The sequence below is a fragment of the Treponema vincentii genome (genome assembly GCF_010365865.1).
Taxonomy (GTDB): domain Bacteria; phylum Spirochaetota; class Spirochaetia; order Treponematales; family Treponemataceae; genus Treponema.
Genome location: NZ_CP048020.1, coordinates 1131135 through 1151438 on the forward strand (window position 1 = coordinate 1131135; position 20304 = coordinate 1151438).

Genomic DNA, 20304 nt, shown 5'->3' on the forward strand with positions numbered 1-20304 from the left:
GAATTTTAAAGTAAGGCGTTTTAAATATGAAGAAATTGTTTTATATGCTTTGTATTGTGGTGATCATCGTTATTATTGGAATATTGGCTTATCAGCGTATCGTTCACCAACGGACTCAGGTGATACCACAGAATGCTCAAACAATTATTCCTACTGCGCCGCAATTGCAGCAGCAAGAGGTCTCAAGTTCGGAAGTAATACCTGAAAATATACAATCGGGTATTACGCTGCTCAGTGATGAGGTTCTTGTCGAAGATATACAAGCGGATTTGAATGGTGATAATAAGGAAGATAAAATTATTGCAGCCAAAAAATTATCCGATCAATTCATCTATCTTTTCATATTTTTACAGGATAGTGAAGCGCAAACTTTTACAAGAGCCGTAGAAATAAAAACGGAAGCAACACATGCAAAAACGCTCTCTGTTTATACATTAATGGTACAAGAATATACGTATCCCGTTATAGTATATAATGGAATGAATGCCGACAGTATGCAGGTTTTCGGTATGTATAGGTTGGGGATAGATGAGGATAAAATAATCAGTATCTATTCTTTAGCCGACATACAAGCGGACGGTCAAATTATACTGAAAAACGAACAGGATAATTCGATCTCCGATTATACGGTATCTGCATATTATTCCGATAAAGATGCTCCAAATACACTTAACCAAATAGAAAAGCAATATACATGGAATGCAAAAAAAGAATTTTTTGTGCAAACAAAAGAAACAAAAATTCCCGGAAAAAAAATTGAAAGTCAATTTCTTCAAAAATTTCAAACGGGGGATAGTAATTCTTTTCAAGAATTTCTTGACGGATTATGGTATCAACCAAGTGCAAAAAGAGATCAAAACCGGAGTATCTTTTTTAACCGGTCCGAAAACGAAATTATTTTTTCTGTCAATAATATTCAGGAACTCTTTACTATCGATTCTATAACACCGCGCAGATTCGGTATTTATTTTTCTACAAAAAATGCTTCTATTTCGAGTATTCATCGGCGCATCAGTATTGAATTACTTGGAATTGACGAAGTGCATATAAGAGTCATTGATGATATTGCGCGTTTAAAAATCGGTGTAGCATCAAACTGGGACGGATCATACCGAAAAATAAGTAATACTGTTCGCGAAGTACAAAGCAGTATCACGTTTGACAATATAAAAAAAATATTGACTGCAGATGAAAAAATATGGACAAGTGCAGAAGGATATTCTTTATATTTTTCGGATAATTCATATCGGTTCTTGCAAGATACGGCGGAGAATTCGGGATGGTATACGATTTTACAGATAAAAGGCAATACTGTTTTACAGCTTAAAGATACCGAAAATAATGAACGTTTTTTTAATCTTATACTTGATAATGCCGGTAAACGATTAAGCTTAATAGAAGTTTCCGTTACATTGAGCGGCATTATACCGATTGGAAGTTCGCCGCTTATATTTAAATAAACCTTTGTTGAAATATACCATAACATAAATATATCCGCGAAGCAAAGTGTATAAAAAAACTTTGCCTCGCGGAATACCGCGACTTAACTTTGACTGTTATGGCTGCGGATGTTTTTGATTTTATCGTTTTACAATAACGGCCGTTCCTTGCCCCCCTCCGATGCATAAAGAAGCAAGTCCGATCTTTTTATCCGTTTTGATCATTTCGTGGAGAAGAGTTACTAAAATGCGGTTACCCGAAGCACCAACCGGATGGCCGAGCGCAATAGCGCCGCCGTTGACGTTCGTTCGCTTTAACAGTGCATCGCGATCGACTCCATGCTCGCGTACCAGTTCATGGATAACGCCTAAAGACTGAGCGGCAAATGCTTCGTTCAATTCAATCAGTTCCATATCGGAGAGTTTCAGCGATGCATAGTTTAATGCATTACGGATTGCCGGAACGGGACCTAATCCCATTACGAGCGGGTCGACACCGCCTTGCCCGATGCCGATAATTTCCGCAATAGGTTTGAGGTTATATTTCTTTACGGCTGCTTCACTTGCAACCAGCACAAAGGAAGCCCCATCATTTATGCCCGATGCATTGCCTGCTGTAACAGTACCGTCGCTTTTAAAAGCAGGTTTCAGCTTGGCAAGTTTTTCGAGGTCGGTGGTACGATTGGGATATTCGTCGGTATCGAAAACAGTATCGCCTTTTTTTGAATGGATAGTAATCGGAACGATTTCGTTTTTAAATTTACCTGCATCGATAGCGGCAATCGCTTTTTGCTGGGAGGCGAATGCAAATTCATCCTGCTGCGCTCTGGTAATATTAAATTTTGCGGCGATATTTTCAGCCGTAATTCCCATGTGGATATTTGCACGGGCATCCGTTAAGGCGTCATAAATCATGTGATCGACCGCCTGCCAGTTTCCCATCTTATTTCCGCTGCGGGTATTTGCGGGTACGAGATACGGTGCGAGTGACATCGATTCTACGCCGCCTGCAAGAACAATGTCGTTAAAACCTGCTTGGATGGACATCACTGCTTCCATAACGGATCGCAAACCGGATCCGCATACCATGTTGACTGAGTGAGCACACACCGTTTCGGGAATGCCGGCTTCCAATGCGATGGTTCGGGCGATATTTTGACCGAGTCCGGCGCCGAGTACGTTACCGCAAATAAGCTCCGAAACTTGGTCGGGCTTTACCTTTGCCTCTTCCAGCACCGCTTTTACTACCGTTGAACCCATGTCCTTAGGCGGAACGGTAGACAGGCCTCCGAGAAACTTACCGATAGCAGTGCGCTTTGCACTGATGATGTACGATTTTGATACAGCCATTTTTGACCTCCTAGAAATACGGGAATATGTTCACGTTAAAGAAAATTTCTAAAAACTTCGATCTATGAAGTAATTTAGAGATATCCTTTAATCAAGATTCCCCTACAGTTTCTATCATATCACGCTTAAAACAATCTGACTATATTAGGCGATCGGGGTAAATGCATCAAGCGGTTTTTTATCAGGCTGCAGAATAATTGGAAATGAGATTTTCTTGCATTACGATTTTTCCTTTGGTATAATTCGGAATAATTCAGAACGAACTTCTAAAATACACACTGTAAGGAATTCTCTCAATGGAAACACTCAGTCTGCGTCCGCACCATCTGTTATGTACTCGTGCATTTAAAGGCAACGGCTATTCTCCTGTATTTGTCGAAAATATGCAGCGTGTTATCGATTTGTTAAAAAACGGCTGCTATATTACCTTAGTGACAGGCGTTGATGCCATTTGCGACCCATGTCCCGAAAGAGTCGGAAATCACTGCCGCTCGGAAGTAAAAGTAACGGGCTTTGATGAGGCTGTCCTATCGCAGCTTGGATTGGAAAGAAAAACCTATGCTTATACCGAAATAGAAGAGATACTTACAGCCCGATTAACCGAATCCGTATACGAGTGCATTTGCCGCGGCTGTGAATGGAAGCAAACCGGCATCTGCTGCTATGTCGATGTAAAACGCTCTTTATTCACAAAATAAAATAAGAGGTCGTGCCAGTTGAGCATTTATTTCAGTAGCGGCACGGATGCCGCTGGTTATATCAGAAGCGATGTTTCGGCAACGTCGAAAACTCGCAGCCAAAAGTGTACAAGGATGTACACTTTTGGCGTAGATGCGCCGTATATTTTCAAAAAGATTGACTGATTTTGTCCCGAACACTATAATAGCCGGATATGAAACGAAAATTGATAACTTCAGCTCTCCCTTATGTGAATAATATCCCGCACCTCGGGAATTTAATCCAAGTTTTGTCCGCCGATGTCTTTGCACGTTTTTGCAGACTCCGCGGATATACAAGCTTATATGTATGCGGTACCGACGAATACGGTACGGCGACCGAAACAAAAGCCCTCGAAGAAGGGAAAACGCCGCGTGAATTGTGCGATTACTACCATGCGATCCACCGCGATATTTATCATTGGTTCAATATTGCATTTGATTACTTCGGACGCACCTCCACACCTCAGCAGACCGAAATCGTGCAGGGGCTTTTTAAAGATATTGATAAAAACGGTTTTATAAAAGAACATGCCATAGAACAGCTCTACTGTGCACACTGTAACCGCTTTTTGGCAGACCGCTATGTACGTGGTACCTGTCCCCACTGCGGCTACGAAGATGCGCGTGGCGATCAGTGTGAAGCCTGCGGCAAGCTGCTGGAACCGACCGAGCTGAAAGCTCCCCGCTGTTCAACCTGCGGTGCTACTCCGGAGCCGCGCAGTACCAAGCACCTCTACATCGACTTGCCGGGCATCGTGCCGCAGTATGAACCATGGATGCAAAAGGCAAGCGTAGAAGGGCAGTGGAGCAACAATGCCGTGCAGATGACCAAAGGCTGGCTGCGCGACGGTTTACAGGAACGCGCTATCACCCGCGACCTTAAATGGGGCATCCCCGTCCCGAAAGCGGGCTTTGAAGATAAGGTGTTCTACGTTTGGTTCGATGCCCCGATCGGGTATATCTCAATTACAAAATGCTTTACCGATTTAACCGGAGCCGATTGGAAAAACTGGTGGCTTGAGCAAAACGACATCGAGCTGTTTCAGTTCATCGGAAAAGACAATATCCCCTTCCATACGGTGATTTTTCCCAGCTCGCTCATTGCGTCGGGAAAGGATTGGGTAAAGCTCCATCATATTTCAAGCAGCGAGTACCTCAACTATGAGTCCGGCAAGTTTTCCAAATCGAAGGGAATCGGTGTGTTTGGCTCCGATGCCAAGGATTCGGGGATTCCGGCGGATATGTGGCGTTTCTACATCTTCTATAACCGCCCTGAAAAGAACGATGCCCTGTTTACGTGGAAGGATTTTCAGGAGCGTGTAAACAGCGAGCTGGTCGGGAACCTGTGTAATCTGATAAACCGGACGCTCACCTTTGTGTCGCGCTATTATGACGGCGTTATCCCGCAGCGGGATGGGATGGCTTCCGCCCGTGAAGATGTCCGCGCGGTTACGGAAGGCTTGCGCGCTGCAGCAAAGTACAGCATTGAAAAAATCACCGCACTGCTTGAAGAAGCGGAACTGCGCGATGCCTTCCACGAGCTGTTTGCGCTTTCCTCCGTTGCCAACAAAGCGTTCCAAGACGGAGAGCCGTGGAAAAACCGCGAGGCTGATCCCGAAAAAGCGGAGGCGCTCCTCTTCGAACTGTGCTATTTAATCAAGGATTTGCTGATATTGATGCACCCGTATATGCCGGAATACGCCGATGCAGTTGCTTCGTTCTTAGGTATTAAGATATGGTCGGGCAATATCTTTGACTGGGAACATCCCGTGCAGCCCCGTCCCGAAAATGTCCTTGCGTGGGACAATCTCTTAGAGCGGCGTGGTTTGGAGCGGGTACAAAAGCCTGCAATCATCTTTAAAACGCTGGAAAACGATGCGATTGCAGCATATCGCGAACGCTATGCAGGAAGTCAGAAGGAACGCGCCGCGCAAGCCGGAAAACAGGCAGCGGGAAAGCAAGCCGGCGGGGAACAGGGCGGAAAAAAACAGCAGAGTGCGGGAAGCAAAAACGAGAAGCAGAAAGCCAAGCCGGAATGGGCGGATGTTCCTCCCGAAAAGCTGTTTACCGATTATATTTCGTTAAAAACCGCGAAGATCATTTCCGTGGAAAAACATCCCGATGCGGATAAGCTCTTTGTGGAAACCATTGACGACGGCTCGGAAGGCGAGCGGGTTATCCTGTCCGGCTTAGCGCCGTATTTTGCGCCGGAAGAGCTGGTTGGTGCGGATATTATTCTCGCAGAAAACTTAAAGCCGCGGAAAATGCGCGGAATTGAATCGAAGGGAATGCTCTTAGCGTCCCATTATACCGATGCGGACGGAACCGAGCGGGTTGAACTGGTTGGTATGCCCGGTGCGGCTGCCGGTACGCCGGTAACACTGGAAGGCGCTGAAGCAACTACGCCGCCAGTACAGAAACCTCAAGCCATCGATGCGGAGTTGTTCTTTGCAGTGCCCTTTACGGTAGAAGATTTCCGGGTATGCGCCGCCGGAAAACAGCTGTTGGTAAACGGCAAACCGCTCGTAATGAAGCACGTTAAATCCGGGACGGTACAGTAAGCAGTAAGGGCGGGAAAGACAAAGACACTTTTTTCGGATGAAAGTGGTCTTTCCTGTCCTTCGCCCCTTTCTACCTTCAAAATATTCGGTGGTGTCTCAAAATCCGATTACTTTTTTGACATCCCCGCAAGTTTAAGATTAGAGCCGTTATCTTGTAACGCCTTAAATTGGAACATCTCAAATACGTCTACGGAAAACCTCTAAAAACCGATTCGTAATCCACGTTAGCGGATACGATAATTATTCCTTTTAGAACAAACCGATAGGCTTGCAGTTTTTAGAGGTCCCTTGTTCAATAAACCGGATAAATATGCCTGTGCAGTTCTTTATTGCTTTTGAACATCTTCACAGATATTTGCTTCCGTTTCGTTATCGAAGAAACGTGCTTTTTCCATATTAGGAACAAAGTGAAGCGATTCTCCGATGCCTGCTTCGACGGTATTGAATGTACGGGCGATGACCTGCTGGTTTTTTGAGGCCAGATAGAGGTGTGTTTCTGCTCCGAGCGGTTCTTTAACGGTTATCTTGAGTGTCATGCTATTTTTAGCGTTATCGCTTTCGGCAACAAGCTGTAAATCTTCCGGTCGAATACCGAAGAATACGTTTTTACCGATATACTTCTTTAAGTGTTTTTGCTGATCTTCGGTAGGTTGTAAGACGAAGGTACCTTCATCGATAGCAATGCTGCCATTTTTTTCTATTACTTTAACATTTAAGAAATTCATAGGCGGCGAACCGATAAATCCTGCTACGAATTTATTTACGGGATGATTGTAGAGGTAGAGCGGAGAGCCAATTTGCTGTACCTTTCCATCTTTCATAACAACGATTTTATCTCCCATTGTCATCGCTTCAACCTGATCATGCGTAACGTAGATCATTGTGGCTTTTAAACGGTTATGCAAGTCGGAAATTTCGGCGCGCATTTGGACGCGGAGCTTTGCATCGAGGTTGGAAAGCGGTTCGTCAAATAAGAATACTTTTGGGTTACGGACAATAGCACGTCCTACCGCAACACGCTGACGCTGCCCGCCCGAAAGAGCCTTAGGTTTACGGTCAAGAAGCTTTTCAATGTCGAGAATGCGGGCAGCTTCATGCACGCGGCGTTCAATTTCTTGTTTATCAACTTTACGTATCTTCAATCCGAATGCCATATTGTCATAGACAGTCATGTGCGGATACAGTGCATAGTTTTGGAAAACCATTGCGATGTTGCGGTCTTTGGGTGGAATATCGTTCATACGTTCACCGTCTATGTACAGGTCACCTTCACTGATTTCTTCAAGCCCTGCTATCATGCGGAGTGTTGTCGATTTACCGCAGCCGGACGGTCCGACGAATACAACAAATTCTTGATCTTCAATAACGATATTGGCATTTTCTACTGCACGGACATTTCCATCGTAAATTTTGCCGATACCTTTCAATTCAACTTTTGCCATTACGGCCTCCTAAAAATTATCCTATACAGACAGTATATCGTCAAATTCCGCATCTGTCAAACAAAAATATATCTGGTGTCAGGGCAGCAAAAGGATATCCGCCGATAGAAAATATCATTTTTAACTTTCATATCTCTTACGAAAACCCACAGCAATAGTGATTTCCGTAGAATGAACTATGGAGGGGCTGTTTTTACAGGCGAGATACTTAATATGTAATATTGCAATATGGGGAGTAATGCTTAAAGAATTTCTTTCAAATCCGATAGCCGAATAAAATGTAATAAGATACAATAGAACCTATGCTTGAAAGTGTAAGTCCGATAATACTACATCAGATAAACGGAGCGGCGTATTGCTGTCTTGCTTCGGGGATGGAGCCGCGTGCTTTTGCGCATTCGGCTGTTACCGATTATCTTCACGACGCCTGTTTGCGTATTGCGCCTGACGGGACGGTGCAGGAGTTTTATCTTAACGAGACCGTTACATTTTTTAATACGGAAAAAGGACGGGAAGAGGTTGGGATTGTGCTGCCGCTGCGGGAAGCGCAACCGCTTATCGGTTTGGCTTGTCTCGATACGGATGCTGCTGCCGGTGCATTCTGCGATCCGCAGGCGCTTTTTCGTGCAGAGGCTGTATTACGAAAGTTATACCGGCTTTTTTCTTACCTTATCGCAGCGTATAAGCAAGGCGCAGTAAGTGAAGATTGTTTCCGAGTAGCTATGTCTGCCCCCTTGTGTTTGCTGGCGGAGGGAGGAATAGACGGTGGCGCTCAAGACCTTATCGTACTTCCGCCTCGATTAGTACTTCGCTGCGTTACTGCCGAAACCGCGGCGGCGCTCCGCTTCCATTATCCGTGGGTACATCCTGATGCGGAACGAGTGCCGCTTGACGATGCTGCGTCCTTTTTCTTAGCAACGCTCAGCTATGCCTGTATAACCGGAGCGCCGCCTTTTAACAGCGCCGCCGTCCCATTCGCAGCGGTAGACGGGGATGAGGCTTGCGGTAGCGGTGCGGTGGAACAGCTTGTGCAGAATATACGGGACGGCGTGTATGTGCCGGTTGAACTCCGCTGTCCGGCGCTGCGTCCGCAGTTTGCGCGGCTTATCAATGGCGGGTTAGCCATAGCTGCGGGGCAGGGGAGTACTAAAACTACAGGACAGCTTGGTAGTGTCGAAGCCGCCGGACATAAGAGTATCGATCTTGAAAAAACTGCGGACGGCGATATAATGCCTAACTGCTGCACCGCGCCGATGCTGCCGCTTGTAGAACAGCTCTGCAGTCATTGCGATGAATCGCTGCCACTGTTCGCCGGTATACAGGCGGATGGAGGACCGGCGCAGCATCCGGACACGCAGAAGGCCGGTATGCAGGAGCAAGCGGCGCTAACCAAAGAGGCGGAAGTGCAAGCAGCTGAGGATTCAGCGCAACGGGCGGCGCTTGAGGCTTTTATTCAAACAGCGAGGAAACGCATCAGCCGAAAACGCTTTGTTAGACAGAACTCCGGTAAAATTGCGGCAGCGGCGGTACTGTGTGCCGCGCTTATTGCCGTAACGGCAGCGGTTGTAGTTCATCTCCGTAAACCGCCTGAAACGGCAGGTATGTCAGCGGAAGCGGTAATACACGGTTTTTATACCGCCGTCGGAACACTCGATCAAACGATAACCGGCGCTTATACCAAAAACAAAGCCGCTGCCTTATACGACGGTCTGATGGTGCATTTGTATGTAACCGGTAAAACACGCGAGGCCTACGAGCGCAAAAAGATTTATTACACGCCTCAGGAGTTCTTCAACCTCTGTGAATCTGCGCGGAGTGTCCATGCCGTACCCGCTGTCGATGATGAGCTCATTCGCTATAAAAAAGCGGTGATCAAATTGCTGGGCGGAGGTTCCGTCTACGGTATTTCCGGCTTAGAGATTGTTCCCGCTGTCCAGACCGGCTGGTTTGACGTGAGGTTTTATCACTGGCTGCCGATTTTTTCATCGGAAGAAGCTGAGGCGGCGGCAAAGGCTATGGAAAGAGCACTTGAAGCTTCTGTAAGCGCATCCGATACGGAGTTTTCGGAGCGGAGCGCTTTTCCCGTACAGGTACTCTATAAACATGACAGTGTACAAGTCATATCGGTTAAGGGCAGCTTTTTTATTGGGGCAATCGAATCGGCGGAAAGTACGGTTGCCGCCGGTTCCAGCGATGCACTGCTCGAAGATTGTGCGTTACCGTCCGCGGACAGGCCGGCCTATTTAAAAGGATTGTAATATGAGAGAACGAAAAAATATCTATACGCTTTTACATCAGGATGCAGGTTCAGCTGCCCGCACGGGAGTGATACGCCTGCCTCACGGTACGGTGCAAACCCCCGCCTTTATGCCGGTGGGAACGGCCGCGACGGTAAAAGGTATAACCAAGGATGATTTACACGAAATAGGTTTTGAAATCATTTTAGCGAATACCTATCACCTCTTTTTGCGGCCGGGTATGGACGTTATCAAGCAGGCGGGCGGGCTGCACGGATTTTCCGGTTGGAATAAAACCTTTTTGACGGATTCGGGCGGATTTCAGGTATTCTCGCTGTCTCAGCTGCGGAAAATCAAGGAAGAAGGCGTAACATTTCAGAGCCATATCGACGGCAGCAGGCAGTTTTTAAGCCCCGAAATCGCGGTGCAGGTGCAGGCCGCCTTTAATAGCGACATTCAAATGCAGCTCGATATCTGTTCCCCCTACGGTATTCCCAAAAAGGAAACCGAAAAAGCGCTGACGCTCACAACCGCGTGGATGCATCGGGCGGTGCGGGAATGGGATCAAACGGAAGGGTACGAGGGAAGCCTTTTCCCGATTATACAAGGCGGCTTTTTTGAAGATCTCCGCCTCAGAAGTATCGAATCGATTATGGAATGTGATCCGCACGGTATCGCAATCGGCGGCCTTTCCGTCGGCGAACCTGAGGAGGTATACAAGGAATTTTTAGCCTTTACCGCCGCGCATGTTCCCAAACATAAACCGCTCTATGTGATGGGCATCGGCACCCCCGATTATATTTTAGAGGCGGTAAAGAACGGTGTCGATATTTTTGACTGCGTGCTTCCGTCGCGGAATGCACGGAACGGAAACTTGTTTACCCGTACCGGTCCCATCTCAATTAAAAAGAAAGAATATGAATACGATTTCGGCCCGATCGATCCGAGCTGCTCCTGCAAGGTATGCCGGAATTACAGCCGCGCGTATCTGCGGCACCTGTTCCGCTGTAAGGAGATTCTGTATTCAATGCTTGCAACCTACCACAACTTAGCATTCCTCCATCGAATGGTTACCGAAATCAGGGAAGCAATTACCGAAGATCGCTTTTCGGAATACTACCGCCGCTTCCTGAAAGACTATTATGGAAAAAAAACAACTTAATCACTTTGACTCCTCCGGTAAAGCCGTGATGGTGGATGTCGCCGGTAAGGATGAGACAAAAAGAATAGCGGTTACGCACGGCTTTATCAGCATGAATGCGGAGGCCTTTCTTGCGGTACGCGAAGGCAGCGTTAAAAAAGGCGATGTGCTGGGAATTGCGCGGGTTGCCGGAATTATGGCGGTAAAAAAGACGCCGGAGCTTATCCCCCTCTGCCATACGCTGCAGGTTACGAGCGCCGGTATTGACTTTCCGTGAAATGAATCATTTTCCGATTGTTATATTTTACCGCTTATGTTAAAATACTCAGATTGATCAGAGAGTTTGTTAAAGTTTTCTGTGTAAGAACATCCCTTGCTGGGGTAATTTTAAAATACAATACCAAGGTGTTATAATGATTAAAATTTTTCACGGTTTATTGCAAAGAAGTTTGTTCGTGCCATTTGTGTTATCTGTTGTTTTGTGTATGGGCTGTATGAATGCTAAAAAAGCCGATGTCGCTGCGGATATTGAATTTTGGACATTTCCCAATTTTACCTCCGAAACCGGCGTCGAAGGAGATTTTGAAAAGAGTTTAATTGCCGCGTTTGAAAAAGAGAATCCTTCTATTAAGGTACATTTTACATTGATAAGTTTTACCGATGGAGCGGAAAAGATTGAAAAAGCTATAGCGGAAGGCAATGCTCCCGACATTATCTATGATGCGCCCGGTCGCATCATCGGTTGGGCTGGAAAGGGCTTGCTTGAACCGCTGGATGATGTGCTCGCAACTGAAAAACCGTATATTACTACCGAGCTTTTAACGGTGTCTGCCGGTAAGGATAGACGCACCTATATGTACCCCATGCATGAAGGTGCTTTTTCGATGGCGTTTAATAAAGAAATGCTCGAAGACCTTGGCCTTATCAATTTATTGCCGTATAAGCGGAGAGACCGCCAGTGGACGGTTGAGGAGTATGAAAGGCTTTTAACAGCCCTTAAAGAGAAGCTTCCTGCAGGAACCGTCCCGGGCGTTTTCTATTATAAAAATATGGGTGGCGACCAAGGTACCAGAGCTTTTTTGGTCAACCTTTACGGAAATGCAAATCTGTTAAATGGAGATTATTCAAGTTACATTTATAATTCCACCCAAGCGGTACGGAATGTAGACTGGACGGTACGTGCAATGAAACGGGGGCTCTTGCTCGACGGAAAGGATCTTACTTCAAATGATGCGATTGCAATGTTCGTTTCCGCTAAAGCCGCTCACACTATCTTGTATTCTCCTCAACTTAATAAAATGAATGACGGTAAACGGCGGTATAAAGGAAAAGATTTTACGCCGATCTATATGCCGTTTCCGAATAATGCCGACGCTCCGCTCCTTGAGTTTTTGGCGGGCGGTGCTTGTGTCTTTAACAACGGCAATGCAAATAAAATAAAGGCCGCAAAGAAATTCCTACATTTTGCCGCAACCGACGAAGTATGGGCGCCTAAGCTTATAAACGCAACCGGCGGTTTTCCTGCAAGCTCTAAAATTCAGATAGAAACTGAGGATGCCGAAATACTGTATAATTCGGTGCTTCAACGGTTCTTTGGTCAGTATTACAATAATATTACCGGTTTCGGTCAGATGCGCGGATACTGGAATACGCTTTTAAAAGAAGTCGCCTCGGGGAATGATATTCAAGCTGCACTGAATCGCTTTGTGCAGAATTCCAACGCTGCGTTGAAAGAATAGAACATCTTTAAAAACTTTACAGGGGAATATGATGATACATACAGTTTCACATAAGCAAAAAGAAACGAGTTTTTTTTCCATTAGAAATAAGATGATTACATCCTTTGCCGTATTTGCCGTCTCCATTTTAACAATTGTTTATATTGTTGCGATATACTTTGCTTCCGTTTCGCTTTTGAATAATACCGAATACTTCTTAAAAGAACTCGTAAAAAGTTCGTCAAAAGTTTTAGACGAACGCTCTCAGGCCTTGTTCGGAAAGTTGGAAGCGTTTTCAAACCTGCCGTTTATTCAAGACGACACCGTATCGTATCAAGAAAAAATAGAATTATTTAAAAATGAGATACAAATGCAAAAACAGCGCGGCTGGCTCAGTTTCGGTATAAGCGGACTTGACGGTATGTTGTACCGAACGGATAATACGGTTGAAAAAGTCGCAAGCGCCGATTGGTTTCAATCGGCACGTAAAGGAAAGTATATTATTACGGAACCTTCGCAGTCCGCTACCGATCGGAGATATATTTTTATCGTGGCAATTCCTATGAGGGACTTACAAGGGAAAATTACCGGCGTTATCAATGCGACGATTTTAGGTGATGCACTTTCAAATTTAATAAGCGATATTATTGTCGGCGAAACGGGCACTGCGTATTTGGTGAGTTCATCCGGAACCGTTTTAGGCAACCGCCGTCCCGAAATTCTGTATAAGAGTATCTACAATGAAATAATCGGAAGCGATACGAGTGCATTTGCAAAATTTCTTAAGCAGGCGCTTGCTTCGCATAAATCTTTGGTCAACGTATCCGAAATAAAAGGAGTCGAGTATATATCTGCCGTTGCCTCGATGCGGTATGCGGATTGGACACTCCTATTAACAGCTCCCATCTCGGAGTTTATGGCGGAGAACGTGACAAATCTTATTAAGACATTTATCATCATTGCGTTATGTCAATTGATTATTGCTATCGCGTTAGGTGTTCTTATTGCGCGTAATATTACCCGTCCGATTAATCATGTGATAGCAGCACTGAAAAATATTGCGCAGGGAGAAGGAGACCTTACGATTGAGCTTCCTGCAAGTGGTAAGGACGAAACGAGCGTATTGTCATCGTATTTTAATCAGACGATTTTAAAACTAAAAAATTCAATTCAAAAAGTCGGGGCGGATTCCCGCGAAATGGAATCGGTCGGTTCTGATCTCGAAAGCAATATGATGTCGGTCAGCGAAGTGGTCTCAAATATTACTGCCGGTATTGAAGATCTGAAAAAGCGGTTTGTCGAACAGGAAGAAAGCGTATCCGGCACGGCTGCCGCTATCGAACATATCATCAAAACGCTAAGGGGGTTGGATGAAAGTATCGGACAGCAAGCAGCTATGATTACCGAATCCTCTACCTCTTTTGATAAGATGTCGCACAGTATCAACACCGTAGGGGAAAATGTCGTGGAAACCCGTGAGGCTATCCGGAATCTTTCTGCGGCTACCAATGACGGCAGGGAAACACTTGTTAAAGCGAATGAGGTGTCGCAACGGATATCGGACGCATCGGGTGATTTGATTGAAGCGGGTGCCGTAATAGAAAATATTGCAAGTCAAACGAACCTGCTTGCAATGAACGCTGCTATCGAAGCAGCCCATGCGGGAGAGGCGGGGAAAGGCTTTGCCGTCGTCGCTTCGGAAATAAGAAAACTTGCCGAAGAATCGAGCGCTCAGGGTAAAAAGATTTCCATAACGCTTAAAAATCTCTCCGCCGAGATCAAAGCGCTTGCGGATTCCGCATCGGGTGCCGTTGAAAAGTTTAATATCATTTCGGGATACTCAAAAGGTTTGAGCGGCTCCATCGAAGGAGTGGTTCAAGCGATGGACGAGCAGGAAGAAAACGGAAAAATCATCTGGGGTATTATCAACGATGTTACCGGCGTGACAAACGAGGTAAAAAGCGGTTCCGGCGATATGCTTGCCGACGGTGAGAAGGTCGTTTCAGCAACAAAGCGGCTGGACGATTTAACGCGTATCTTGCGGGAAAATATCGAGAATATCGCTTCTCAGACGGAGCTGATCAATGAAGCGGCACAAGAGTCTCTTGAAATTGCCGTAAAAAATAAGCAAAGTATAGACGGTCTTGTCTTGGAAGTAGGCAAGTTTAAAACAGAGAAATAATCACAGAAGGTTTGCGTTGCAAACTCGATTATTTACGGATGCGCGTAAGGCGCATGACTAAAGGTTTTTTCGGATGTTGAAACATCCTGCAAAACCTTTTATAGGAGATATGATAAAAGTACCGTCTGAAATGGCGCCGGTACTTTTTATCTCAAGTTTGCGTTGCAAACTCGATTATTTACGGATGCGCGTAACGCGCATGACTAAAGGTTTTTTCGGATGTTGAAACATCCTGCAAAACCTTTTATAGGAGAAGGTATGAAAACAGTAAGAGTAACTTTCGGCCTGTTGTGTATGGTAGCATTGATTGTACTGACAACGATAGGCTGTGAAAAGAAAGAAAGCGGAGAGAAATCCGAGCATCACCTTGATAGGACAAAAGAGTTCGTCACGGTTGCAACAGGCCCGACAAGCGGTATTTATTTCCCGATCGGCGGAGCTTTTGCCGAAGCCTTAAAATCGGCTGGGTATAATACCAGTTCACAAGCGACCGGCGCGTCAGCCGAAAATATTTCGATGATCTCCAAAGGAGAGGCTGAGCTTGCAATCGCAATGCAGGACTCCGTCATGCAAGCATATAAGGGCTTCGGCGCCTATGAAGGTAAAGCAAATCCTAAGCTGAGAGCATGTATGCGTTTGTGGCCGAATTACGTACAGCTCGTAACGCTGCGTAAATCCGGTATTAAAACCGTCGCAGACCTGAAGGGAAAACGTGTCGGTGTCGGTGCTGCAAACTCCGGTGTTGAGTTAAATGCCCGTATGATTTATGAAGCCTATGGGTTGACATACTCCGATAGCAAGGTTGACTATTTGTCTTACGGTGAAGCAATCGATCAAATGAAAAACGGTCAGTGCGATGCAGCTTTTGTTACCTCCGGTTTGCCGAACGGAACGATTATGGAGCTTGCTACCAGCTATGATATGGAAATTGTTCCTATTGATGGGGCAGGTAGAGATGCGCTGATTCAAAAGTATCCGTTTTTCTCGCAAACGATTATTCCGGCAAACACTTATAACAACACAACAGATGTAGATACTGTCTTTGTATATAACATCATGTTGGTAAACAGCGACCTTTCCGAGGATGTCGTGTACGATATGCTGACTGTTATCTTCGATAATATTTCGACGATTAAAGCATCGCACAATGCGGCAAATAAGCATATCGATTTGTCCTTCGGTGTAGAGGATGTAAAAATTCCACTGCATCCGGGCGCTGCAAAGTTCTGGCAGGAAAAAGGCTTTAAGACTCCACAGAATTAACGGATACGTTGGATGGAACGGCTTTTTGTTGTATTGCGGCTCATGCCTATGCGGACATCCTTGCATAAAGCGTGTCCGTTTATTTTTTTCGTATTGCTGCTGACAAGCTGTTCCTCCAGTGAGTCTGTCGAAATTTCAAATCAGGTAACGAAAGAACGATATTGTATACAGACAGTGCAGATAGGCGATGTTCTTTCGTTTGAGTGGGAACATTCGTTTGAACATATCTTATGGAAAGAGTTTTATCGGGTAACCGATGAACATACGTTTAAACTTTTTACCATTGCCGTTCAAGGTTTCGGTGCCGGTATTCCGGCGGAGATGGACTGTACTTACCGATATGAGGACGGGTTTATCTATATGGAACATATAGAAGGCAGCGTGTTCAAAGAGTTTAATTGGATCCATTCGCAAAAGCATCTCAAAAATATCACGATAAATGATACCGTGCTCATACGGGGAGAAGAACTTCCCCAGCGGGCAAAAATACGGCTAAGCTTACAGAGACTTAGAAAGCCTTCCTATAACCAAAATAACAAAACGATTCTGTAATTTTGCAGGCTTTTTGGTTTTTAGATAGCTAAAATGAGGAGCGATGCCGTTGGAAATAACAAACAGCTTTGACTTATAGTCATGTGCCGTAAGTTGGTTTGCAATATTGCGCATAAAGGACGGTATCTTAAGCGGCGGAACCACGAATTTGTCAATAGCCTCTTTCCCCGTACTTATAATTTTTACTTCGTATCCGATATTTCGGAGTTTTTATTGTGTGAAATTCCGATGGAGAATACCTCATTGCATATTTTACGATTTTATGGCATATACCGATTATGACTTCAATTATTTCGTGGAACGTAAACGGCATCCGCGCCGCCCAAAAAAAAGGTTTTTTGGAATGGCTTTATATCGAAAACCCTGATGTACTGTGTTTACAGGAAACAAAGGCTCGGAAAGAGCAGCTGACTTCAGAATTGATCAACCCTGTTTGGAAAGAAGGCGTCTATAAAACATATTGGCAGGCAGCAAAAAAGCCCGGCTATTCGGGAACCGCCGTCTTCTGCAAAAAGGAACCGCTCAATATCCGCACGATGAACATTCCCGCCTTTGACGATGAGGGACGAGTGCTGGTAGCCGATTTTAAGACGGTATCGGTTATTTCCGCCTATTTTCCTAATTCCCAAGAAGGAGGAGCTCGGCTCGGCTATAAGCTCGATTTTTGCGCTGCGATGCTTGAGTTTTGTAATGCACTGCAAAAAGAAGGTCGGCATATTGTACTCTGCGGGGACTACAATATTGCGCATAATCCCATAGATCTTGCCAATCCAAAGGCAAACGAGCAAAATCCCGGCTATCTACCCGAAGAGCGGGCATGGATGGATACCTTTACGCAGGCGGGATACACCGACACTTTCCGGCATTTTTGTGCGGAACCTCATCAATATACGTGGTGGAGCTACCGTTTCCATGCCCGCGAGAAAAATATCGGGTGGAGAATAGACTATCACTGTGTAGACAACGCCTTTTTACCGAATATTTGCGAATCATCAATTAAAGCCGATGTATTGGGTTCCGACCATTGCCCCATCAAGTTGGTCTATAAGGAATAATGCGGCAGGCTATGTTTGCGGTATCGTGTACAATGCTTGTAACCGTACCTTGACATTTTTTATGTCATTATTATGATACAACACATGAAAATTTTATTAACTTTTTTTTATTTGAGTGCCGCTGCTCTTGTATTCAGCGCTGAAAGTACTGTGTTATATCGTCAAATAGTCAATGTTAAGGCTCTTTCCAATGGAGCAGAAAAAACGATTTACAGTACTATAGACAAAGAATCAGTTGAAAACAAAGTAATGCTGATCGTAACGGCACTCCCATCGGGAGATATTGAAATACGGTCGGATAAATTCAAACTGGGAAGGATGCCCTTCTCTTCATCTTTTCAATTTATTATTCCTCAAGAGGAAATAATACAAAATACAGTCGGCGGATATATTATTGACGGTCTTACCGGAATCTATAAGGTCGCGATGTCAAAGCCGCAGGCTGTATTGACGGGTACGCTCAGCCCTTTTACCTGTGACCTTACCTTAGCAGTAGACGGTATGGGGAAGAAACTTACCATGCAGCTTTATTCCGTAAAAGTTCAAGCGTCTAATTCTAATAATGAAGAAACCGAACTTCCAGTGAATGAGGGGGAAGACTCGTCCGGCTCTACCGATCAGAATCAATAACAATCGCTTCCTGCACCTTTTCTTTTGTCGGGTCGGGGGCGGTTTTTATCTTAAAGATAAATACATAATATTTTATGCATATCAGCAATATGATGATAATACGGGCATAGATATTCTTTGAAAAATAAAACCCGGCAATCAACATTGAAGAAGCGAACCCTAAAATAACTATTTTACTTTTGAGCGTCATTGTACGGGTTTCATTAAACTTTTTAACATGCTTTTGATACAGCTTCGTAGAAAGGAGCCATCTATGCATACGATCTGAACCTTTTGCAAAACAAAACAATGCGGCAAGCACGAAAGGGGTGGTTGGCAAAATAGGCAAAGCCACACCAAGTACGCCAAGCCCTAAAAAAAGGCATCCTGCTACAAGCCAAATATATTTCATAATATTTCCCTACATTCTAAATTCTTCACCGAGATAAACCTTCCGCGCAATCTCGGAGTCCAATATCTTCTGACGCGGCCCTTGTTCCACGATTTCACCTTTATTGATGATATAGGCACGATCGGTAATTTCCAAGGTATCGCGGACATTGTGATCGGTAATAAGCACTCCGATATTTTGGCGGGCAAGTAATCGAATAATCAGCTTAATATCGTGTACAGCGATCGGATCAATACCGGCAAAGGGTTCGTCGAGTAATAAAAACTTAGGTTCGATAGCCAGTGCCCGTGCGATTTCAGTACGCCTGCGCTCTCCACCCGACAAAGTATAGGCAGGTTGTTTTCGATTGGCGGTTATACCGAATTCTTCCAGTAGCGCATCCAGTTTTGCCTTTCGTTCTGCACGGCTTAAGTCTTTTCGTGTTTCCAAAATAGCATCGATATTTTGCTCGACGGAGAGTTTACGGAATACGGAAGCCTCCTGCGGCAAATAGGATATACCGATGCGAGCGCGCTTATACATTGGAAGATCGGTTATACGGTGATCGTCAAGGTAGATACTACCGGAGTTTGGCGTATAGAAGCCGACAATCATGTAAAAGCTCGTCGTTTTCCCCGCACCGTTTGGTCCGAGCAGTCCGACGACTTCTCCCTGTGCCATAGAAAAACTGACATCACGGACAGCTTGTTTTTTATGGAACGATTTATTCAAGCCTTCCACACGTAATATGCTTTTAGACATATAAGCATCTATAGAATACCGAGAGGCATACAAGAAATCGCTTCGTGCCGGCTTATCATTACTCTCGGCATCTTGAAGCGGTTCGGCGTTAAGCAATGCCATTTCCGTATTTTGTTCGGAATGCTCAATATCATGCTGCAGTACATCTTCTTGGAGCAAATCGTTAAGGTCGTCACTCATGGTGTTTTGGTTTCTTCCTTTGACGAAATCGCTCCCTTTGGGGGAGTTTCCGTTTTTGTTGTTTCTTCTTCTTTTTCTTCGGTAACCGAGCCGCTCACCTTTCCTTCAAGTTTAATATCCTCGGTATCAAGATTGACTGAAATTCGAGCAGCCTTAAATTCATCTTTTCCTTTCTTAACCGTAGGCTTCCCCGTTAATTCAAGCATAGAAGTATTCCGGTTATACACGGCAAAAAGCGAATCACAAGCAATACCCTTGCTCTTTAATTTTACAGCCATTTGCAAAAGAATAATTTCATTCTTTTGATTATACTCAATACGTTCGGCGGATGTTTCCACCTTATTTTTGGTATCCTCAACCTTCGCTTGTCCCATGAACTCAGCGACTTCCGTTTCACGGTCATAAGATAACGAAGCGGCGGAAAACGTAAAGCCTTTTTCGGCATCTTCTCCAGTCACACTCCCGCTCGCTTTAATATATCGGTAATCTTTACCGTATAGTTCGATACGTTCCCCATAAATATTGAGGGAATCAACGCTTACCTTTGCGTTACCGGTCAGCGAGGTTGAGGTTTGTCCTTTTCCGCCCGATCCTTGCAGCTTATCGGCAGAAAAAGTAATTTTTGCCGGAGCTGCCGATACAAGCGAGGCAATCAGAAAAAAAGAAACAAGGACACAGAGCTGCTGCCGTAATCTATACATAG

General features: G+C 45.0%; 17 protein-coding genes. 12 read left to right on the forward strand and 5 right to left on the reverse strand.

The genetic code is table 11. The annotated features are described in order from the left end of the window. Nucleotides 1–26 precede the first annotated feature (26 nt). Nucleotides 27–1460 (forward strand): pallilysin-related adhesin, encoded by a 1434-nt coding sequence (locus tag GWP43_RS05360; protein WP_162663285.1) that lies wholly within the window; start codon nucleotides 27–29, stop codon nucleotides 1458–1460. A 120-nt stretch (nucleotides 1461–1580) separates the two neighbouring features. Here the strand turns inward: GWP43_RS05360 and GWP43_RS05365 are convergent, their stop codons facing one another. Continuing rightward, nucleotides 1581–2789, reverse strand: a complete 1209-nt coding sequence (locus GWP43_RS05365) for an acetyl-CoA C-acetyltransferase (protein ID WP_162663287.1) — start codon at nucleotides 2787–2789, stop codon at nucleotides 1581–1583. A gap of 296 nt (nucleotides 2790–3085) precedes the next feature. On the opposite strand from GWP43_RS05365, the gene GWP43_RS05370 reads away from it, so the two are divergent. Together GWP43_RS05370 and metG are read left to right on the forward strand one after the other, a co-directional pair. Continuing rightward, nucleotides 3086–3487: a DUF1284 domain-containing protein gene (locus GWP43_RS05370; RefSeq protein ID WP_162663289.1), complete on the forward strand. Its 402-nt coding sequence runs from the start codon at nucleotides 3086–3088 to the stop codon at nucleotides 3485–3487. A gap of 194 nt (nucleotides 3488–3681) precedes the next feature. Continuing rightward, nucleotides 3682–6069, forward strand: a complete 2388-nt coding sequence (gene metG / locus GWP43_RS05375; protein ID WP_162663291.1) for a methionine--tRNA ligase — start codon at nucleotides 3682–3684, stop codon at nucleotides 6067–6069. 326 nt (nucleotides 6070–6395) lie between these two features. Here metG and GWP43_RS05380 read toward each other — a convergent pair whose 3' ends face one another. Next, a complete protein-coding gene (locus tag GWP43_RS05380; RefSeq protein ID WP_162663293.1) occupies nucleotides 6396–7511 on the reverse strand; it encodes an ABC transporter ATP-binding protein in 1116 nt (371 codons plus the stop codon). Nucleotides 7512–7813: 302 nt separating this feature from the next. Here GWP43_RS05380 and GWP43_RS05385 point away from each other — a divergent pair, with 302 nt between their 5' ends. The 9 genes from GWP43_RS05385 to GWP43_RS05425 all read left to right on the forward strand — a co-directional run bounded on the left by GWP43_RS05385 (nucleotide 7814) and on the right by GWP43_RS05425 (nucleotide 18289). Next, entirely contained in the window at nucleotides 7814–9769 is a 1956-nt protein-coding gene (locus GWP43_RS05385) for a hypothetical protein (protein ID WP_162663295.1), read from the forward strand. Between the two features lies 1 nt (nucleotide 9770). Next, the gene (tgt, locus tag GWP43_RS05390; RefSeq protein ID WP_162663297.1) at nucleotides 9771–10910 is read left to right on the forward strand and encodes a tRNA guanosine(34) transglycosylase Tgt; all 1140 of its coding nucleotides are present in this window, start codon (nucleotides 9771–9773) and stop codon (nucleotides 10908–10910) included. Then, nucleotides 10891–11166: a cyclic pyranopterin monophosphate synthase MoaC gene (locus GWP43_RS05395; RefSeq protein ID WP_230978080.1), complete on the forward strand. Its 276-nt coding sequence runs from the start codon at nucleotides 10891–10893 to the stop codon at nucleotides 11164–11166. The genes tgt and GWP43_RS05395 overlap by 20 nt, the downstream gene beginning before the upstream one ends. 217 nt (nucleotides 11167–11383) lie before the next feature. Further along, the gene (locus GWP43_RS05400; RefSeq protein WP_230978081.1) at nucleotides 11384–12628 is read left to right on the forward strand and encodes an ABC transporter substrate-binding protein; all 1245 of its coding nucleotides are present in this window, start codon (nucleotides 11384–11386) and stop codon (nucleotides 12626–12628) included. A gap of 28 nt (nucleotides 12629–12656) precedes the next feature. Next, nucleotides 12657–14789 (forward strand): methyl-accepting chemotaxis protein, encoded by a 2133-nt coding sequence (locus GWP43_RS05405; RefSeq protein ID WP_162663301.1) that lies wholly within the window; start codon nucleotides 12657–12659, stop codon nucleotides 14787–14789. A 258-nt stretch (nucleotides 14790–15047) separates the two neighbouring features. Beyond that, nucleotides 15048–16052 carry a TAXI family TRAP transporter solute-binding subunit gene (locus GWP43_RS05410; protein ID WP_162663303.1) on the forward strand — a complete coding sequence of 335 codons (1005 nt, stop codon included), beginning with the start codon at nucleotides 15048–15050 and terminating at the stop codon, nucleotides 16050–16052. A gap of 12 nt (nucleotides 16053–16064) precedes the next feature. Further along, nucleotides 16065–16604 (forward strand): DUF1850 domain-containing protein, encoded by a 540-nt coding sequence (locus GWP43_RS05415; protein WP_230978082.1) that lies wholly within the window; start codon nucleotides 16065–16067, stop codon nucleotides 16602–16604. Between the two features lie 278 nt (nucleotides 16605–16882). Then, complete coding sequence (locus GWP43_RS05420) at nucleotides 16883–17659, forward strand: exodeoxyribonuclease III (RefSeq protein ID WP_162663305.1); 777 nt, start codon at nucleotides 16883–16885, stop codon at nucleotides 17657–17659. A gap of 84 nt (nucleotides 17660–17743) precedes the next feature. Beyond that, nucleotides 17744–18289, forward strand: coding sequence for a hypothetical protein (locus GWP43_RS05425; RefSeq protein ID WP_162663307.1), 546 nt, complete (start codon nucleotides 17744–17746; stop codon nucleotides 18287–18289). Here GWP43_RS05425 and GWP43_RS05430 read toward each other — a convergent pair. The 3 genes from GWP43_RS05430 to GWP43_RS05440 all read right to left on the reverse strand — a co-directional run bounded on the left by GWP43_RS05430 (nucleotide 18270) and on the right by GWP43_RS05440 (nucleotide 20302). Continuing rightward, entirely contained in the window at nucleotides 18270–18680 is a 411-nt protein-coding gene (locus GWP43_RS05430) for a YbaN family protein (protein ID WP_162663309.1), read from the reverse strand. The two genes, GWP43_RS05425 and GWP43_RS05430, sit on opposite strands and share 20 nt — an antisense overlap. Before the next feature lie 9 nt (nucleotides 18681–18689). Further along, complete coding sequence (lptB, locus tag GWP43_RS05435) at nucleotides 18690–19421, reverse strand: LPS export ABC transporter ATP-binding protein (protein ID WP_203232462.1); 732 nt, start codon at nucleotides 19419–19421, stop codon at nucleotides 18690–18692. A 176-nt stretch (nucleotides 19422–19597) separates the two neighbouring features. Further along, a complete protein-coding gene (locus GWP43_RS05440) occupies nucleotides 19598–20302 on the reverse strand; it encodes an LptA/OstA family protein (RefSeq protein WP_162663313.1) in 705 nt (234 codons plus the stop codon). Nucleotides 20303–20304: the final 2 nt, after the last annotated feature.

What these genes read in the sequence shown, in the direction of transcription:
- GWP43_RS05415 (WP_230978082.1), top strand. Translation starts at nt 16,065, where the DNA reads ATGGAACGGCTTTTTGTTGTATTGCGGCTCATGCCTATGCGGACATCC.
- GWP43_RS05360 (WP_162663285.1), top strand. Translation starts at nt 27, where the DNA reads ATGAAGAAATTGTTTTATATGCTTTGTATTGTGGTGATCATCGTTATT.
- GWP43_RS05405 (WP_162663301.1), top strand. Translation starts at nt 12,657, where the DNA reads ATGATGATACATACAGTTTCACATAAGCAAAAAGAAACGAGTTTTTTT.
- GWP43_RS05365 (WP_162663287.1), bottom strand. Translation starts at nt 2,789, where the DNA reads ATGGCTGTATCAAAATCGTACATCATCAGTGCAAAGCGCACTGCTATC.
- GWP43_RS05410 (WP_162663303.1), top strand. Translation starts at nt 15,048, where the DNA reads ATGAAAACAGTAAGAGTAACTTTCGGCCTGTTGTGTATGGTAGCATTG.
- GWP43_RS05380 (WP_162663293.1), bottom strand. Translation starts at nt 7,511, where the DNA reads ATGGCAAAAGTTGAATTGAAAGGTATCGGCAAAATTTACGATGGAAAT.
- GWP43_RS05395 (WP_230978080.1), top strand. Translation starts at nt 10,891, where the DNA reads ATGGAAAAAAAACAACTTAATCACTTTGACTCCTCCGGTAAAGCCGTG.
- lptB (WP_203232462.1), bottom strand. Translation starts at nt 19,421, where the DNA reads ATGTCTAAAAGCATATTACGTGTGGAAGGCTTGAATAAATCGTTCCAT.
- GWP43_RS05425 (WP_162663307.1), top strand. Translation starts at nt 17,744, where the DNA reads ATGAAAATTTTATTAACTTTTTTTTATTTGAGTGCCGCTGCTCTTGTA.
- GWP43_RS05400 (WP_230978081.1), top strand. Translation starts at nt 11,384, where the DNA reads ATGAATGCTAAAAAAGCCGATGTCGCTGCGGATATTGAATTTTGGACA.
- tgt (WP_162663297.1), top strand. Translation starts at nt 9,771, where the DNA reads ATGAGAGAACGAAAAAATATCTATACGCTTTTACATCAGGATGCAGGT.
- GWP43_RS05430 (WP_162663309.1), bottom strand. Translation starts at nt 18,680, where the DNA reads ATGAAATATATTTGGCTTGTAGCAGGATGCCTTTTTTTAGGGCTTGGC.
- GWP43_RS05385 (WP_162663295.1), top strand. Translation starts at nt 7,814, where the DNA reads ATGCTTGAAAGTGTAAGTCCGATAATACTACATCAGATAAACGGAGCG.
- metG (WP_162663291.1), top strand. Translation starts at nt 3,682, where the DNA reads ATGAAACGAAAATTGATAACTTCAGCTCTCCCTTATGTGAATAATATC.
- GWP43_RS05420 (WP_162663305.1), top strand. Translation starts at nt 16,883, where the DNA reads ATGACTTCAATTATTTCGTGGAACGTAAACGGCATCCGCGCCGCCCAA.
- GWP43_RS05370 (WP_162663289.1), top strand. Translation starts at nt 3,086, where the DNA reads ATGGAAACACTCAGTCTGCGTCCGCACCATCTGTTATGTACTCGTGCA.
- GWP43_RS05440 (WP_162663313.1), bottom strand. Translation starts at nt 20,302, where the DNA reads ATGTATAGATTACGGCAGCAGCTCTGTGTCCTTGTTTCTTTTTTTCTG.